Annotated in this window: 18 protein-coding genes; all 18 read right to left on the reverse strand. The window is 68.7% G+C overall.

Features of this window, described 5'->3' with window-relative positions; genetic code table 11:
• Positions 1-2 precede the first annotated feature (2 nt).
• The 18 genes from ACEZHJ_RS10220 to fliL all read right to left on the reverse strand — a co-directional run bounded on the left by ACEZHJ_RS10220 (position 3) and on the right by fliL (position 16,951).
• A complete protein-coding gene (locus ACEZHJ_RS10220; RefSeq protein ID WP_163138578.1) occupies positions 3-752 on the reverse strand; it encodes a chemotaxis protein CheW in 750 nt (249 codons plus the stop codon).
• A complete protein-coding gene (locus ACEZHJ_RS10225) occupies positions 736-1,539 on the reverse strand; it encodes a ParA family protein (protein ID WP_259199658.1) in 804 nt (267 codons plus the stop codon). The genes ACEZHJ_RS10220 and ACEZHJ_RS10225 overlap by 17 nt, the downstream gene beginning before the upstream one ends.
• A gap of 20 nt (positions 1,540-1,559) precedes the next feature.
• Positions 1,560-2,666, reverse strand: coding sequence for a chemotaxis response regulator protein-glutamate methylesterase (locus tag ACEZHJ_RS10230; protein ID WP_018717385.1), 1,107 nt, complete (start codon positions 2,664-2,666; stop codon positions 1,560-1,562).
• 27 nt (positions 2,667-2,693) lie between these two features.
• Positions 2,694-4,925 carry a chemotaxis protein CheA gene (locus ACEZHJ_RS10235; RefSeq protein WP_375036474.1) on the reverse strand — a complete coding sequence of 744 codons (2,232 nt, stop codon included), beginning with the start codon at positions 4,923-4,925 and terminating at the stop codon, positions 2,694-2,696.
• Between the two features lie 11 nt (positions 4,926-4,936).
• Positions 4,937-5,689, reverse strand: coding sequence for a protein phosphatase CheZ (locus ACEZHJ_RS10240; RefSeq protein ID WP_018717383.1), 753 nt, complete (start codon positions 5,687-5,689; stop codon positions 4,937-4,939).
• A gap of 3 nt (positions 5,690-5,692) precedes the next feature.
• Positions 5,693-6,085 (reverse strand): chemotaxis response regulator CheY, encoded by a 393-nt coding sequence (cheY, locus tag ACEZHJ_RS10245; protein WP_026320972.1) that lies wholly within the window; start codon positions 6,083-6,085, stop codon positions 5,693-5,695.
• A 100-nt stretch (positions 6,086-6,185) separates the two neighbouring features.
• On the reverse strand, positions 6,186-6,911 hold the full coding sequence (locus ACEZHJ_RS10250; RefSeq protein ID WP_018717381.1) for an RNA polymerase sigma factor FliA: 726 nt from the start codon (positions 6,909-6,911) through the stop codon (positions 6,186-6,188).
• Entirely contained in the window at positions 6,908-7,747 is an 840-nt protein-coding gene (locus ACEZHJ_RS10255; RefSeq protein WP_018717380.1) for a MinD/ParA family protein, read from the reverse strand. The genes ACEZHJ_RS10250 and ACEZHJ_RS10255 overlap by 4 nt, the downstream gene beginning before the upstream one ends.
• A gap of 32 nt (positions 7,748-7,779) precedes the next feature.
• Entirely contained in the window at positions 7,780-9,231 is a 1,452-nt protein-coding gene (flhF, locus tag ACEZHJ_RS10260) for a flagellar biosynthesis protein FlhF (protein ID WP_018717379.1), read from the reverse strand.
• 31 nt (positions 9,232-9,262) lie between these two features.
• Positions 9,263-11,371, reverse strand: coding sequence for a flagellar biosynthesis protein FlhA (gene flhA / locus ACEZHJ_RS10265; RefSeq protein ID WP_018717378.1), 2,109 nt, complete (start codon positions 11,369-11,371; stop codon positions 9,263-9,265).
• Positions 11,372-11,380: 9 nt separating this feature from the next.
• Positions 11,381-12,526, reverse strand: coding sequence for a flagellar biosynthesis protein FlhB (gene flhB / locus ACEZHJ_RS10270; protein ID WP_018717377.1), 1,146 nt, complete (start codon positions 12,524-12,526; stop codon positions 11,381-11,383).
• A 100-nt stretch (positions 12,527-12,626) separates the two neighbouring features.
• The gene (fliR, locus tag ACEZHJ_RS10275) at positions 12,627-13,403 is read right to left on the reverse strand and encodes a flagellar biosynthetic protein FliR (protein ID WP_018717376.1); all 777 of its coding nucleotides are present in this window, start codon (positions 13,401-13,403) and stop codon (positions 12,627-12,629) included.
• Complete coding sequence (fliQ, locus tag ACEZHJ_RS10280; RefSeq protein ID WP_018717375.1) at positions 13,400-13,669, reverse strand: flagellar biosynthesis protein FliQ; 270 nt, start codon at positions 13,667-13,669, stop codon at positions 13,400-13,402. The genes fliR and fliQ overlap by 4 nt, the downstream gene beginning before the upstream one ends.
• Before the next feature lie 40 nt (positions 13,670-13,709).
• Positions 13,710-14,462 carry a flagellar type III secretion system pore protein FliP gene (gene fliP / locus ACEZHJ_RS10285; RefSeq protein WP_375036475.1) on the reverse strand — a complete coding sequence of 251 codons (753 nt, stop codon included), beginning with the start codon at positions 14,460-14,462 and terminating at the stop codon, positions 13,710-13,712.
• Positions 14,459-14,866, reverse strand: a complete 408-nt coding sequence (gene fliO, locus ACEZHJ_RS10290; protein WP_375036476.1) for a flagellar biosynthetic protein FliO — start codon at positions 14,864-14,866, stop codon at positions 14,459-14,461. Before fliO ends, fliP begins: the two co-directional genes overlap by 4 nt.
• Positions 14,863-15,372 carry a flagellar motor switch protein FliN gene (gene fliN, locus ACEZHJ_RS10295; RefSeq protein ID WP_018717372.1) on the reverse strand — a complete coding sequence of 170 codons (510 nt, stop codon included), beginning with the start codon at positions 15,370-15,372 and terminating at the stop codon, positions 14,863-14,865. The genes fliO and fliN overlap by 4 nt, the downstream gene beginning before the upstream one ends.
• A complete protein-coding gene (gene fliM, locus ACEZHJ_RS10300; RefSeq protein ID WP_018717371.1) occupies positions 15,365-16,390 on the reverse strand; it encodes a flagellar motor switch protein FliM in 1,026 nt (341 codons plus the stop codon). The genes fliN and fliM overlap by 8 nt, the downstream gene beginning before the upstream one ends.
• A 15-nt stretch (positions 16,391-16,405) precedes the next feature.
• A complete protein-coding gene (fliL, locus tag ACEZHJ_RS10305; protein ID WP_018717370.1) occupies positions 16,406-16,951 on the reverse strand; it encodes a flagellar basal body-associated protein FliL in 546 nt (181 codons plus the stop codon).
• Positions 16,952-16,965: the final 14 nt, after the last annotated feature.

The following is a 16,965-nucleotide window of genomic DNA, read 5'->3' on the forward strand; positions in this document are numbered from 1 at the left end:
GACTATTTGTTCTCCGTGATGCGGACGCGCAGGGCGGCACCTTCCGCCCCCTGACTCAACATATCGGCAAACGCCTCGGTATCCATTAGCGCACACAGCCGCCCGAGGACCGTGCCCGCCAGCCAGGGCCGGCGTCCCTCGCGACTGCGCCAGCGTACCTCGTCCGGGGTCAGTCGCACCACGTCACCGATCCGGCGGCAGGCAAGCCCCCAGCGACCGTCGCCGACGATGAGCATGTGGCCGGGGCGGCCCTCGGCGGCATCGGCGTCGGCGTGCCCCGGCGGCAGCACCAGCCGGGCGGTGTCGATCACCAGTACGTTGCGGCCACGGTAACGCATCATGCCGTGCACCCACTCGGGCTGACGGGGGACGGCCGCGATGTGATCGCTGAACGGTACCACGCTGTGCAGCTTCACCAGCGGCACCGCGAGCTTGAGGCTGCCGACCTCGAAGAGCAGCGCCTGGAACTGCGGGGTCGCCCACGGCGGCACCACGGCCCCCTCTGCGGCACCTGTGCCGCCCTCCCCGCCCGCTGCCGCCTGCACCGGGGCCGGCTCCTCATCGCCCTCCGTCGGTGTCAGCGGAGCCGAATCGGACACGACCCGCAGGGGCTGCGGCTCGGGCTCCGGTGCCGCCTCGGCGGTGTCACCACCTTCCGGCGGGAGATCGCGCAGCAGCTCGTCGAGGTAGCCGCGGACGGCGTCCGTCTGCTCGAGCAGCGTCGTCTCGTGCTGTTCAGATCGCCGCGTCATCGCCCAGCACCTTTGCCATATGATCGTCTTCCGCCGTGGCCTCCACGGTGGCCAGCAGCCGGCGATAGGCCTGGCTGCCCCGCGCCCAGGGCCTCAGCACCGTGAGCGGCATGGCCTGCTTGCTCGCCTCGCGGAAGAGCGTGTCCTCCGGGATAACGTCGTCCCAGAGGATTTCCGAATACTCGTGGCGCAGCAGCGCGAGGGTCTCCACCGAGGCCCGGGTGCGCTGGTCGTAGAGGGTCGGCACGATGGTCTGCGGCTGGGCCTCGTTGCGCGAACGCTGGATCATGGCGAGCGTGCGCATCATCCGCTCCAGGCCCTTAACCGCCAGGAACTCCGTCTGCACCGGGATGATCACCCGCTGACTCGCCGCCAGGGCGTTGACCATCAGCACCCCGAGCATGGGCGGGCAGTCGAGAAGCACCCGCTCGAACTCACCGTCCAGGCGCTGGAGCGCGCGGCGCAGGATCAGCCCCATGCCCTTCCGGGTCCCGAGCTGGCGGTCCAGCGTCGCCAGCGCCGTGGACGCCGGCAGCAGCGACAGGCCTTCGACGCCGGTGGGCCGCAGCATCGCCGGCTCGAGCTGACCGTCGTTGCGGAACAGCTCGTAGAGCCCCGGGTTGACGGACTCCGGATCGAGGCGGAAATAGCTGCTCAGCGAACCGTGGGGGTCGAGGTCCACCACCAGCGTGCGCAGGCCGCGCTGGGCGCACAGACCGCCGAGACTGACCACGGTAGTGGTCTTGCCGACCCCGCCCTTCTGATTCGCGACGGTCCATACGTGCATGCGTCCTCCGCGACGGGCCGTCAGGCCCGCAACCGTGCCAGCGCCGGCCCGACGGCGTCGATATCCAGGATCTGATCGGTCAGTCCCGCCCTGGCCACCGCGGCCGGCATGCCGTAGATGACGCTGCTCGCCTCGTCCTGCGCCCACACCAGGGAGCCGCTGCGCTTGAGTGCGCGTGCACCCTCGCAGCCGTCCGCCCCCATCCCGGTGAGCACCACGCCCAGAACGTGCCCCGGCACATGACGGGCCGCCTCCTCGAAGGCAACGTCGACACTGGGACGATAGAACTGGTTCGGCTGCGGCTCGATCAGCCGCACCGCGAGGTGCCCGCCCTGGCTCTTGAAACCCAGATGCTGGCCGCCGGGGGCGAGCAGCACCTCGCCGGCACGCAGGGAATCGCCCTCGACGGCCTGACGCACGCGCAACGGGCAGAGCTGGTCGAGCCGCGCCGCGAAGGCCTCCGTGAACGCCTCGGGCATGTGCTGGATCAGCACCACGGGCATGGGGAAGTTCGGGGGCAGCTTCGCCAGCACCTTCTGCAGTGCCACCGGCCCGCCCGTGGAGGTGCCGATGATCACCAGCCGGACCTTGCCGGCGGGCACCTCCACCCGCCGTTGCGGCGGCTGCTGTGCCTGCACCGGTGCGCCGGACTGCGCCTGGGCCGTGCCCCGCGCCCGGCCCTGTCCGGAGGCGGGGGACGGCGGCGGTGAGGTGGGTCGCCGCATGGAGCGCCGGCCCACCAGCTTGACCTTCTCGCAGAGCAGCCGCCGGGCGTGGTCGTGGTTGCTGGAGATGTCCGAGAAGCGCTTGGGCAGGAAGTCCACCGCCCCGGCCTCGAGTGCATCCAGCGTGGGCCGGGCCCCGTCGTAGGTGAGCGAGGAGAACATGAGCACGGGCGTCGGGTTGCGGCGCATGATCTCGCGCACCGCGGAGATGCCGTCGAGCACCGGCATCTCGATATCCATGGTCACCACGTCCGGACGCAGGCGCTGGACCTTCTGCACGGCCTCCCTGCCGTCGACGGCCTCACCGACCACCTCGATCTGCGGATCCGACGCCAGCAGATCGCAGATCCGCCGGCGGAAGAAGCCGGAGTCGTCGACAACCAGCGTCCTTACTCTGCTCAAAACCGCTCTCCTACCTCTCCTGCCGCTTTATAGACGCGAGCCGTACTGCTTGATCAGGCTGGGGATGTCCACAATCAGGGCGATGCTCCCGTCCCCGGTGATGGTCGAGCCCGCCAGCCCCGGCAGACCGTGGAGGATGGCACCGAGGGGCTTGATCACGACCTCCTCGAGACCGATCACCTCGTCGACCACGAACCCGACGGTCTGGTGACCGATGACCACGGTCACCACCTGGGAATCCTTCTCCTGATCCTCGCCGGTAAGGCTCTTCGCCGGTACCACCGCTTCGGCACCCATCCGGTCCAGCCAGCGTTCGAGGAAGAACAGCGGCATCGCCTTGTGACGGACCATGACCGTGAGTCGCCCGTCCACCACGTTGGTACGGCCGCGCTCGAGCTCGAAGATCTCGCGGACCACGGACATCGGCAGCGCGAACTTGCGCCCGGCGATGCGCACCATGAGGGTCGGCAGGATGGCCAGCGTCAGCGGCACCTTGATGCGGATGATCGTGCCCCGGCCCAGCTCGGAATCGATATCGATGGTGCCGTTGAGCTGGGAGATGCTGTTCTTGACGACATCCATACCCACGCCGCGCCCGGAGACGTCCGAGATCTGCTCCTTGGTGGAGAAGCCGGGCGCGAAGATGAGGTTGTAGCACTCGCTGTCGTCGAGCCGCCGTGCGGACTCCGCGTCCAGAACGCCCTTCTTGACCGCGATCTCGCGGAGCTTGTCCGGGTCCATGCCGCGGCCGTCATCGGCGATGGTCAGCAGGATGTGATCGCCCTCCTGCTCGGCGGCGAGGCGCACGGTGCCGGTGCGCCGCTTGCCGGCACTCTGGCGCTCGTCCGGGGGCTCCAGGCCGTGGTCCACGGAGTTGCGGATGAGGTGGACGAGCGGATCCGCCAGTGCCTCGACCAGGTTCTTGTCCAGATCCGTCTCCTCGCCGGCGGTGACGAGCTCGACCTCCTTTTCCAGGTTGCGGGCGAGATCGCGGATGACCCGCGGGAAACGGCCGAAGACCTTGCGGATGGGCTGCATCCGGGTCTTCATCACGGAGTTCTGCAGGTCCGAGGTGACGTGCTCGAGGTTGCCCACCGCATGGGAGAGACGCTCGTCGCCAATCTCGCCGCGGAGGTTCGCGAGGCGGTTGCGCACCAGCACGAGCTCGCCGACGAGGTTCATGATGTCGTCGAGCTTTGCGGTGTCCACGCGCACGCTGGTCTCACCGCGGTGCCCGTGTCCGCCGGCGCCGTGCTGACCGCCGCCCGCGGCGGCACCGCCGTCGCCACCGCCCTGGTGCCCACCGCCGGCCGACGCCTCGGGGCGGCGGGACGACGGCTCCCGCGCAGCGGAGGATCCGCCGCCGGAGGCCACGGGCGTCTCCGCAGCGTCCGTCTGGCCCCCCGTCGGACCCTGGCCGCTGCCGTGAAGCTGATCGAGGACCTTTTCGAACTCGTCGTCGGTGATCTCGTCGCCGTCGGCGGCGTCCCCGGGACCTTGCCCGTCGGCGGCATTAGCCGGGGCGGATGGGACACCGTGATGACTACCCTCGCCATGGAGGTCGTCGAGCAGGCGTTCGAACTCGTCGTCGGTGATCTCGTCACCGGCGGCGGCCCCCGCACCCGCGCTCGCGCCCGCGCCCGCGCCTTCCACGGCAGTGTCCTTCGCCGCGGCTGAACCGCCGTCTCCGACCCCTTCACCATCGAGGGCATCGAGCAGCGCCTCGAACTCCTGGTCGCTGATATCCCCGGACGCGGCCTCCTGACCGCCAGGTGCGGCGGCGCCGGAGGGCGCGGCCGTCGTTCCACCCGTGCCCTCGCCTGCCGACGCCCCGTCCGAGGCGGACGTGGCTGCACCGCCGGCATTGTCGTCCGGCTGGTTATGACTGCGCAGCGCCTGCAGCAGGCCCCCCGGCGCGGGTTCGAGATCCTGGGCGTCCTCGATGCGGTCGAACATGCCATTGACCACGTCCAGGGCCTGGAGCACGTCGTCCATGAGCTCCGGGCTCATCTGCTTCTCGCCCTGGCGCAGGAGATTGAAGATGTCCTCGGTCTGATGGCAGACGTCGACGAGCTCGTCGAGGCCGAGGAATCCGGCACCGCCCTTGATGGTATGAAAGCCGCGGAACACCGAATTGAGGAGGTCGCGGTCCTCCGGCGCCTGCTCCAGCGAGACGAGCTGCTCGCCGAGTCCCTCGAGGATCTCCCGGGACTCCACCAGAAAGTCCTGGACGATGTCGTCCTGCGGATCGATAGCCATGCGTGTCTCCCTCAGAAGCCGAGGCTGGAGAGCAGGTCGTCGACGTCGTCCTGGCCCGATACGACATCGTCGTCGTCCTGGCCCGGGACCGCAGGTCCACTGAGCTGCTGCTCCGCACGTTCATCCGCCTTATCGGCAGCACGCGGCTTTTCTTCAGCGATCCGCGCCCCGGAAATGCGCACGAGCTCGACCAGGCCGTCCTCGACCTCCTGAACCAGGGTGATGACGCGGCGGATGATCTGGCCGGTGATGTCCTGGTAATCCTGCGCCATCAACGCTTCGGAAAGCGCGTTGTGGAGTGTCTTGCCGTTGTCTGCGGCGGCGGCCAGGAAGGCCTCGATGTCGTGGCTGAGGCCCCGGAAATCGTCGGCGCTCAGCTCACGCCGGCGGAACTGCTGCCACCGCTCGTGGAGCGTCCCGGCCCGGGCAGCGACCTCGTCGGCCAGCGGCAGGCTGGTCTCGACGGCCTCCAGCGTGCGGTGGGCGGCACGGGAGGTCACCTCGATGACATGGTTGAGCCGCTCCCGGGCATCGGGGATCTCGCTCGCGGCGATATCGGTGAGGCGGCTGTCCACGCGAAAGGACTTGAGGGCCTCGTGGAGCTCGCGGGTAAGCTGGCCGATCTCCTGGAAGAGCTCGCTCTCACGCAGTCGCGTTAGCTCATCGACGGTCTCCTGCATGCCCGGGTCGTCGCCGGCCTCGACACGTTCGATGAGCGTGCGTGCTAGCGCGAGATATTCCTGGCTGCGCTGGCTGTCGCTCATCGCCTAACCCCCCGCATTGATGCGCTCGAAGATCTTCTCGATCTTCTCCTTGAGCGTCACGGCGGTGAAGGGCTTGACGATATAGCCGTTCACGCCCGCCTGGGCCGCCGCGATGATCTGCTCGCGCTTGGCCTCGGCGGTGACCATCAGGATGGGCAGCTCGGCCAGTTCCTCATCGGCACGGACGTTCTTGAGCAGGTCCATACCGGTCATGCCCGGCATGTTCCAGTCCGTGATGAGCAGGTCGAAACCGCCACGCTTGAGTATGGGCAGCGCGGTGTTGCCGTCGTCGGCCTCCGAGATGTTGTCGAAGCCGAGATCCCGCAGAAGATTACGGATAATGCGCCGCATGGTGGAAAAATCGTCCACCACGAGGATTTTCATGTGCTTGTCCAGTGCCACGCCGATCCCCCTGAGTGGAAACGCGAGTTATTGTGAGGCCTCACCGCCGGCGGCGGTGTGCACGCCCCCGTCGCGGGGGCGCCCCGATCGGTGTCTATCCATCCAACCAATCGGCAAGGGAGGCCTTGAGCTTTAGCATTATCTTGCCACGAATCTGGCTGACACGTGACTCGCTCACCCCGAGGACCTCGCCGATCTCGCGCAGATTGAGTTCCTCGTCATAGTAGAGCTGCATCACCAGCTGGTCGCGTTCACTGAGGCCGCGGATGGCCTCGGCAAGGTCGGCGCGGAAGTGACCGTCGGTCAGCACGTCCTGCGGTGACGGGCCATCCCCGGCGGGGTCGTGGGTCTCGCCGGTCTGCGGATCCGTCTGGTCCATGCTGAACAGGTGCGCGCTCGAGGCGTCGGCGAGCATACCGTGGTAGTCGTCGACACTCACGCCCAGCCTGGCGGCGACCTCGGCGTCCCGGGGCTCACGGCCGAGCTCGTTCTCCAGGACGTGGATGGCTTCGGCGGCCTCCCGGGAGCGACGGTGCACGGAACGCGGTGTCCAGTCGAGGCGCCGGATCTCATCGAGCATGGCACCGCGGATGCGGATGCCGGCATAGGTCTGGAACGAGGCGCCCTGGCTGGCGTCGAACTGCCGCGCCGCCTCCAGCAGGCCGACCATGCCCGCCTGGATGAGGTCCTCGATCTGCACGCTCGGAGGCAGTCGGCTCGCCAGGTGGTGAGCGATGCGTCGCACCAGCGGGGCGTTCGCCACCAGCAGGTCGTCGCTGCTCCCCCGCTGGACCGCCTCGTAGAGCGCATGTCCATTCATTCGGAGACCTCCCGGACGCGACTGCCATAGCGTATGACACGCTCGACGAAGAACTCCAGCTGGCCGTCGGCGCGGCTCGGCAGCGGCCACTGTTCGAGGCGCGCCGCCAGCGCCTGGAAGGCCCGGGCCGACGGGCAGGAGGGATACATCGAGACCACCGCGCGCTGGCGCTGAACCGCGGCACGCAGGCGATCGTCCTCGGGGACGGCGCCGAGGTATTCCAGGGTCACGTCCAGGAAGCGGTCGAGCACGCGCGCGAGCTTGCCGTAGAGATTCTGGCCCTCCCGCGGCCCCGGGACACGGTTGGCGACCATGTGGAAACGCTGCACGCCGTGGTCGCGGTTGAGCACCTTGATCAGCGCGTAGGCATCGGTGAGCGAGGACGGCTCGTCGCAGACCACCACCAGGACCTCCCGCGCGGCGCGGGCGAAGCTCATCACCGAGTCGGAGATGCCGGCGGCGGTATCGACGAACAGGTAATCAAGGTCAACGGCGAGCTCGCTGAAGCTGCGGATCAGGCCCGCGTGCTCGGCGCCGGAGAGCTCGGCCATGCGCTGGGTTCCCGAGGAGGCGGGAACGATGTGAATGCCCTCCGGTCCCTCGAGCAGGACCTCCTCCAGCCCGGCCTCGCCATCCAGCACATGGGCGAGATTACGCTTGGGCGAGAGCCCCAGGAGCACGTCCACGTTGGCGAGGCCGAGATCGGCATCGAAGAGCATCACGCCACGCCCCTCCCGCGCCAGGGCGCTCGCCAGATTCACGGATACGTTGGTCTTGCCCACGCCCCCCTTGCCGCTGGCCACCGCGACCACCTTGACCGGCTTCGGCTCGCTCATTCGTCTCAATCCCGCTGCCTGATCCATGCCCCTCAGCCCTGCCGTGCCAGGCTGCCCGCGAAGGCCACCGCCAGGGACTCGTCGTCCTCGTTCTCACCGTCGCTATCCGCCGCGAGGGCCTCCGCCTCGCCGACCAGCGCATCCGCCCGCGCCGGGCGCAGATCCTCGGGCACGCGCTGACCGTCGGCCACGTACGCAATCGGCAGCCGGCCACGCATCACCGCCGTGAGCACCCCGCCCAGACTCGCAGCCTCGTCGACCTTGCTCAGGATACACCCCACCGGGCCCACGGCGCGAAATGCGCGCAGGGTCTCCATCAGGGTCGGCAGCTGGGTGTTCGCCGACAGCACCAGGTACGGCCGGATCCGATGGGCGCCGTCCTTGAGCGCGCGCATCTGCTCGGCGAGGCGCATGTCGCGCTGGCTCATCCCGGCGGTGTCGATGAGCACCAGGCGCCGGTCGGAGAAATCGTCGAGCAGCTCGGCGAGCTCCTCGCCGTCGGCCGCGGCATGAACCGGCACACCGAGGATCCGCGCGAAGTTGCGCAGCTGCTCCTGGCCGCCGATGCGGAAGTTGTCCGTGGTCACCAGCGCCACCTGGTTGCGACCGTGGCGCAGGGTAAAGCGGGCCGCCAGCTTGGCGACAGTGGTGGTCTTGCCCACCCCGGTGGGGCCGACGACGGCCACCGCCCCGCCCCGCTCGATGATTTCGTCGTCGCTGGTGGCCACGTGCTCGGTGACCAGGGACATGGCCTCACGCCAGGCGTGATCCGGGTCCTCACGGCTGGTAACCGCGTCGGCGAGGCCGCGGCAGACGTCCGGGCCGAACCCCATGCCGTGCAGCCGGCGCATCAGCGTCGCCCGGGCGGGCGTGGCACGGCCCATCTGCTGCCACTCCATGAGCGTGAGCTGGTTCTCGAACAGCGAGCGCAGGGTGCGCAGCTCCTCGCGCATGGCCTGCATGGCCGGCTCCTGGGTCCACTCGATGCGGTTGCTCGCCGAGCGCGTCCGGCGGGTGCCCGCGGGCTCGGGGTCGTCGTCGTCGCCGCTATCGTCACCGCCGGCGAAACGCTCGTAGTCCAACGCGAGCGACGGTGCGCCGTCGCGCCGTCGCGTCGGCGCCGGTTTATCGTCACCCGCCGGGCCCTCGTCCCCGTCATCCCCCACCGTCACCGAGAAACCCCCGGCCGGAGCCGTGTCCTCCCGGGCCGCTGCATCGGCGTCGGCGCGGGCGAGCAGCCGCTCGAATCCGTCCGCCCCGCCGCCGGTGATCTCGCCGGCCCCACCGGCATGCCGCGCGGTCCGGCGCTCCTCGCGGGCGACGGCCTCGCGCACCGCCTGCTCGTCATAGTCCACCGCCGAGATCACCTCGACGCCCCCCTCCACCCGTCGCGAGGAGAGGATGACCGCATCCGCGCCGTGCGACTCGCGCACCTGACGCATGGCTGAACGCATGTCCTCGGCGAATACGCGCTTGATCTTCATGCTGCCGCTCCACTAGGGCCGTCAAACCGGGTCAGCCCGCCTGCGAGACCTCCTGCTGTCCCACCGTGGCGACGACCCGGACCTCCCGTTCGTCGGGTATCTCGTTGTAGGAAAGCACGTGCAGTCCGGGACTCGCGTGCCGCGTGAGCCGGTAGAGCCAGCTCCTGAGTCCCGGCGAGGTGAGCAGCACCGCGGGCTGACCGCTCATCTCCTGGCGCCGGGCACTCTGGGTCAGCGAGCGCTGCAGACGCTCGGCGAGCCCCGGCTCGAAGCCGGCGGCCCCCTCGGATACCCCCTGGATAGTGTCCTGCAACAACTGTTCCAGCTGTGGCTCCAGCGTAATCACCGGCAGCTCGCCGTTGATGCCGGAGATCCCCTGGACGATCATCCGGCCCAGGGCCTCGCGCACGATCTGCGTGAGCTGCTGCGGGTCCTGAACCCGCGGGCCGTGCTCCGCCAGGGTCTCGACGATGGAGCGCATATCCCGCAGCGGCACCCGCTCCGAGAGCAGGTTCTGGAGGACCTTGGTGACCACCGACAGCGACAGGGTGGTCGGAACCAGCTCCTCGACCAGCTTGGGCTGCTGGCGCGCGAGCATGTCCAGCAGCTTCTGGGTCTCGTCGTGGCCGAGCAGCTGGTGGGCGTTGTCCTGGACGACCTGGCTGAGATGGGTGGCAACCACGGTGCTGCTGTCAACCACGGTGTAGCCCAGGCTCTGGGCATAGTCGCGCTGATTGGCGTCGATCCAGACCGCCTCCAGGCCGAAGGCGGGATCCCGCGTCGGCGCACCGTCTAGCCGACCGGACACGGTCCCCGGATTGATCGCCAGCTCCCGGCCGGGCTGGACCTCGGCCTCGCCCACGGGCACCCCCAGGACGCTGATCCGGTAGGCGTTCGGGGCAAGATCGAGGTTGTCACGGATGTGCACAGACGGCACCAGAAAGCCGAGGTCCTGGGAAACCTTCTTGCGCACGCCCTTGATCCGGGTGAGCAGCTGGCCGTCCTGGTTACGGTCCACCAGCGGGATCAGCCCGTAGCCCACCTCCAGACCGACGGTATCCACCGGCGGCACGTCCTCCCAGGTGAGCTCGCGCTGCTCCGGCCGCGACGCCTCCGCCTCCTGACCCGCCGGCGCCGGTGTCTCCGCCGCCGCGGTCTCCTCCTCCCGGCGCTTCTGCCACCAGGCCCCCCCCAGGCACAGACCGCCGAGGAGCAGGAAGGTGAGGTTCGGCATGCCCGGGATCAGGCCGATTGAGGCGACGATGCCGCCGCTGATCAGCAGCACGCGGCGGTTACTGAACAGCTGCGAGAGCACGGCGCCGGCCATGTCCTGGGACGACGACACGCGGGTGACGAGGATGGCCGTGGCCGTGGAGAGCACCAGTGACGGGATCTGCGCGACCAGGCCGTCGCCGATGGTGAGCAGGGTGTAGTTCTGCATCGCCTGGCCCGCCGGCATATCGTGCTGGAGCACGCCCACCGCCAGGCCGCCGATGATGTTGATGAACAGGATCAGGATGCCGGCGATGGCGTCGCCGCGCACGAACTTGCTGGCGCCGTCCATGGAGCCGTAGAAGTCCGCCTCCTGGGCGACGTCCTCGCGCCGCTCCTTCGCCTGCTGCTGGTCGATGATGCCGGCGTTGAGGTCGGCGTCGATGGCCATCTGCTTGCCGGGCAGCGCGTCCAGGGTGAAGCGCGCGCTGACCTCGGAGACGCGCCCGGCACCCTTGGTCACCACCACGAAGTTGATGATCACCAGGATCGCGAAGACCACCAGGCCCACCGCGTAGTTGCCGCCGATGACGAACGAGCCGAAGGACTCGATCACGTTGCCCGCCGCGCCCGGACCGGTGTGCCCTTCGATCAGCACCACCCGGGTGGAGGCGACGTTGAGGGCCAGACGCAGCAGCGTCGCCACCAGCAGCACCGTGGGGAACGCCGCGAAGTCCAGCGGGCGATGGCTGTAGACCGTCACCAGCAGGATCACCAGGCTCAACACGATGTTGAAGGTGAACAACAGGTCCAGCGCCAGCGGCGGCAGGGGCACCACCATCATCGCCAGCAGCGCGATGAGCAGTGCCGGCGTGCCGAGCCCGGTGACCCCGAAGCGCCGCCAGTTGCGAGAGATTACCGCCGCCATGTCCGTGCCTTACTCCTGTGCCGCGCCGCGCCGCGCGTACTGCCTGAATTCCTCGGGGACCTCCGGCGCCGGGGGCGGCCCGCCCGCCGTACCCCGCCGCAGCCGGAAGATGTAGGCGAGCACCTGGGCCACCGCCAGGTAGAGGCCCGCCGGGATCTCGTCGTCTATGTCCGTGGTGTGATAGAGCGCCCGTGCGAGCTGCGGCGCCTCGAACAGCGGCACCCGGTGCTCGCCGGCGAGCTCGCGGATGCGCCGGGCGAGCTGGTCACCCCCCTTGGCGACCACCCGCGGCGCGCGCATGTTCGCGCCGTCGTAACGCAGCGCCACCGCGAAATGGGTGGGGTTGGTGACCACCACGTCCGCCTCGGGCACCGCCTCCATCATCCGTCCCCGGGCCAGCTCCTGCTGGAGCTGGCGGATACGGCCCTTGACCTCGGGCTTGCCCTCGGTGTCCTTGAACTCGTCCTTGACCTCCTGCTTGGTCATGCGCAGCTTCTTGGTGTGGTCCCAGATCTGGTAGGGGATATCCACCGCCGCGATGAGGATCAGCGAGACGGAGAGAACGAGGAAGGTGCCGAAGAACAGGTCGGCCGCCTGCGCCGCGCCCGCGGCCAGCGGCATGCCCGTGAGCGCCTGGAAGTCGCGGAGCTGGACCTTCAGCATCACCACCCCCACTGTCCCCACCACCGTGATCTTGGCCAGCGCCTTGCCGAGCTCCACCAGGCCATTGACGCCGAATATCCGCTTGAATCCCTTGAGGGGACTGATCTTCTCGAGCTTCGGCGCCAGCGCCTTGCCGCTGAACGACCAGCCACCCAGCGCCACCGGCGCCACCAGGTTGACCGCGAGCATGATCAGCGCGAACGGCGCCACCACGAGGATGCCCTGGATGATCGCCTCCTCGAACATGCGCACGGGAGCATTCGGGTCGAAGGCGGCGGCGCGGTCGACGGCGAGGTTGCCGCGCAGCAGCGCGTCCAGGCCATCGGCCATATAGCCGCCGAGCCCTAGCAGCCCCACCGCGGCGGCGAGCATGGCGAGGGTGGTGCTCAGCTCCCGCGATCGCGGGACCTGACCCTTTTCCTTTGCGTCCCGCCGCCGCTTTTCGGTCGGCTCTTCGGTTTTTTCCTGCCCGTCCGGGGTTTCCTCGGCCATCCCCGCCTCGCGATACGTACCGTCCCGGTACCGGGCAAGCAGGTTTCGTACCAGTGCACGGACAACGTGCTTACACCCGCCGGCGGCGGACGGGGGGGGGTCAGGCGCCGAGAATCTGGCGGATGGTGTCGAAGGCCTGGCGCCAGATGGCTGACATGCGCTGGGGCATCGAGGGGAGCACGAGGGTGAGCAGGATGACGAACCCGGAGAGCATGGTGATGGGGAAGCCCACCGAGAAGATGTTCATCTGCGGAGCGACGCGGGTCATCACGCCGATGATCATGTTGATCATCAGCAGCGCCGCCATTGCGGGCAGGGCCAACAGCACGGCCCCCGAGAACATGGTCGAGGCGAATGCCACCACCGTGTGGAAATCCTCGGCGGCCAGGCCGCCGGCATCCAGTGGCAGCAGCCGGAAGCTCTCCGCGACCAGCTGAATGAGCACCAGATGGCCGCCGAAGGCGAGAAACAGCAGTGTGAGGATCACCAGCAGGAATTGCGAGAGCACGGGCACGGGCACCCCGGACTGCGGGTCGACCATGGTCGCGAAACCGAGCCCCATGGTCAGCGAGATGCTCTCGCCCGCCACCACCACGGTCTGGAACGCCATCGCCACCAGCAGCCCCATGGCCGCGCCGATAATCACCTGCTGGGCAGCGAGCACCACCGCGGCGGCCGAAAGCGGATCCAGCGCCGGCGCACCGCCGGCCGCCGGCATCACCGCCACCGTCAGTGCCACGCCCAGGAGCACACGGATGCGCACCGGCACCGCCGCGTTGGAGAACACCGGCGCGACCAGCATCATCGCGCCGACACGCACCAGCGGCCAGAGGAACTGGCCGAGCCAGGCGGTGATCTGCGCCGCCTCGAGGTTCACCGGATGAACTGCGGGATGTTGCGGAACAGCCCCTCGGTGAAGTCCATGAGCACGTTGAGCATCCACGGCGAGGCGATGAACAGCGTGAGCGCCAGCACCGCGAGCTTGGGCACGAACGACAGGGTCTGCTCGTTGATCTGGGTCGCCGCCTGGAACATGCCGATGATCAGGCCGGCGGCAAGCGCCGAGAGCAGTATGGGGGCGGCGATGAGGATGGCGACGGTGAGCGCCTCCTTGCCGAGCTGTATCGCGAAAGACGGTTCCATGACTCCCTCCCGGTTGCGCAGCGGCCATTGCCGCCCCGCCTTACCCCGCGGTGAAGCTGCGCGCCAGCGTGCCCATGATCATCGACCAGCCGTCGACGAGCACGAACAGCATGATCTTGAACGGCAGCGAGATGATCATCGGCGAGAGCATGAGCATGCCCATGGACATCAGCGTGCTCGCCACCACCAGGTCGATGACCAGGAACGGCAGGAACAGGATGAAGCCGATCTGGAAGGCGGTCTTGAGCTCACTGGTCACGAACGCGGGCACCAGCACCGTCAACGGGACCGCCTCGGGCCCCTCGACCTGCCCCTCGCCGGAGATATTCAGGAACATGGACAGGTCCTGCTCCCGGGTCTGGGCGAGCATGAAGCCGCGCAACGGCTTCACCGCGGTCTGCATCGCCTCCACCGGTCCCAGCTCATCGGCCATGTAGGGCTGCAGGGCCTGGCTGTTGATCTGCTGGAAGACCGGCTGCATCACGAACAGGGTGAGGAAGAACGCCAGCCCCACCAGCACCTGGTTGGACGGCGTGCTCTGAGTGCCGATGGCGGTGCGCAGGATGGCAAGCACGACGATGATCCGCGTGAATGCCGTCATCATCAGCACGATGGCCGGCAGCAGCGTGAGCAGCGTCATCAGCGCGAGCACCTGGAGACTCAGGCTCCATTGCTCACCGTCTGCGGTCTGCTCCATGGTCAGCGCCGGCATGCCGTCCGCCTGGCCCCAGGCGGCCAGCGGCAGCAGCACCAGCAGCGCGGCGAGCAGCCCCCAGAGCCAGCGTCGGCTCACGACGCCTCCGTATCGCGCATCGCACCCCGCAGGCGCGCGGCGAAGCCGGTCTGTGCCGGCGCCCCGCCACCGTCCACTGGCGCAATGGGCTCGTCGAGCACCTGCAGCGTGCGCACCGAGCCCGGGGCCACGCCGATCAGGAGCTGGCGCTCGCCGGCCTGCAACAGCACGACCCGCTCGCGCTGGCCCACGGGCACCGCACCGAGCACGCGCAGCCGCCCGCCGGCGTTACTGCCGAAACGCCCCATCCGCCGCATCCCCCAGGCGAGCACCACGATCAGCGCGAGCACGCCGGCGAGTCCCAGCGTGAGGCGCAGCAGCGCCCCGGTATCCACACCGCTGCCCTCGGCGGCCGCCGCGGCGGCCGGCGCGAGCGACGTCACCGCCGCGAACGCCCGTCTCATTTGAGCTTTCTCACGCGTTCGCTGGGGCTGACAACGTCGGTCAGCCGGATGCCGAAGCGTTCGTTGACCACGACCACCTCGCCATGGGCCACCAGGGTACCGTTGACCATGACGTCCATGGGCTCACCGGCCAGGCGGTCGAGCTCGACCACCGAGCCCTGGTTGAGCTGGAGCAGGTTGCGGATACTGATCTTGGTGCGCCCGATCTCCATGGACAGGGTCACCGGGATATCGAGGATGACGTCGAGATTGACGTCCTCGTCCGCGGGCTTCGCACCGGCGCTGTCCTGGAGATCGTTCAGCGCCGCGCGCTGGAAGGCCTCGTCGGCGGCCGACTGTCCGCCGGGGGCGTCCCCTGCATCATCGCCCGTCTCCCCGGCGCCGCCGCCGGCGGTACCGCCCTCGTCGTCGGCGTCGCCATCCTGTACGCCCTGCTCGGCCAGGGCCGCTTCCCACTCGTCACCGAGCTGGCCCTGATCGTCCTGCTGGTTGTCCTCGTCACTCATGCTCTCTGTTCCTCAGCTTGATCAGGCTGTCGCGCTCGGGTACGCGCAGCAACTCCGTGATCTGAACCGCCATGTTGCCGTTCGACTGGCCGAGGCGGCCGCGCAGCACCGGGACCTCGTCCTCGGCGACCACGGTGACCGTCTCGGGCATCTCGATGGGAATGACGTCGCCGGGCTTCATGCGCATGAGATCGCGCAGCCCGATGGTCACGTCGGTGAGCGAGGAGGACAGCTCCACACGGGCCTGCTTCATCTCCTCGCGCAGCGAGCGGATCCAGCGCTCGTCGACCTCGTTGCGGTCACTCTGCACGCCGGCGTCCAGGATCTCGCGCACCGGCTCGATCATGGTGTAGGGCAGCGTCACGTGGAACTCACCGCCGCCGCCGTCCATCTCCACCTGGAACTTGGAGACCACCACCACCTCGGAGGGCGAGACGATGTTGGCGAACTGGGGGTTCACCTCCGAGGAAACGTAATCGAACTCCACCGACAGGATCGGGTTCCAGGCCTCGTAGAGGTCGGCGAACGCCTGATCGAGCACCATGCGGATCACCCGCGTCTCCGTGGGCGTGAACTCGCGGCCCTCGATCTTGGTGAAGTAGCGCCCGTCGCCGCCGAAGAAGTTGTCCACCAGGATGAACACCAGCTTGGGATCCAGGATGCACAGCGCCGTGCCGCGCAGCGGCTGGACCTTGATCAGATTGAGGCTGGTGGGCACGTACAGGGTGTGGACGTACTCGGAGAACTTCATCATCTCCATGCCGCCCACCGAGACCTCCGGGGCCTTGCGCAGCATGTTGAACAGCCCGATGCGGAACAGCCGCGCGAAGCGCTCGTTGATCATCTCCAGCGTGGGCATGCGCCCACGCACGATCCGCTCCTGGCTCTCGAAGTCGAAGGACTTCGCCTGGCCCGGATCGGTATAGGCTTCCTCCTCCTCACCGGCCACGTCCCCGCCGTCTATGCCGTGAAGCAGGGCATCGATCTCGTCCTGGCTCAGGATGTCCTGATCACTCATCGCGCGGATCCGCCGTCACTGGAGAATGAAGGAGGTGAAATACACCGCTTCCACCTGCCCCTCGATACCGTGGTTCGAGAGCACTTCGTTCACCGCCTCCCGGGCCTTCGCCCGAAGCTGCTCCTTGCCGGCGCGGTTGTCCAGGGTGTCGTAGTCCTGATCGCCGAAGAGCAGGATGAGGTTGTTGCGCACCACCGGCATGTGGGTCTTGACCGCGTCGAGCACCGCCTGGTCGCGGGCCATGAGCTCCACGCCCACCTGCAGGTAGCCGCTGCGCTGCTCGCCGCTGAAGTTCACCACGATCGGCGGCTCCAGCGGCAGATACAGCGCCGGCTTGGGCTCGGGCTCCTTCTGGGCGCCGTCCTGGGCATCGCCCTCCGCCGCGGCCGCCTCGGCCGCCTGGTCGCCGCCGACGACGCCGGTGAAGTACAGCGCCGCCACCGTGCCGCCACCGATGAGCAGCAGGCCCAGCATGATGACCAGGATCAGGACCAGCTTGGACAGGCCCGACTGCCGGCCCGGCGAGGCGGGCGGGACGCGCCCGGAGACGTTCGTCGGCATTCCTTATCCCCCTG

Source organism: Arhodomonas sp. KWT2 (assembly GCF_041949875.1).
Classification (GTDB): domain Bacteria; phylum Pseudomonadota; class Gammaproteobacteria; order Nitrococcales; family Nitrococcaceae; genus Arhodomonas; species Arhodomonas aquaeolei.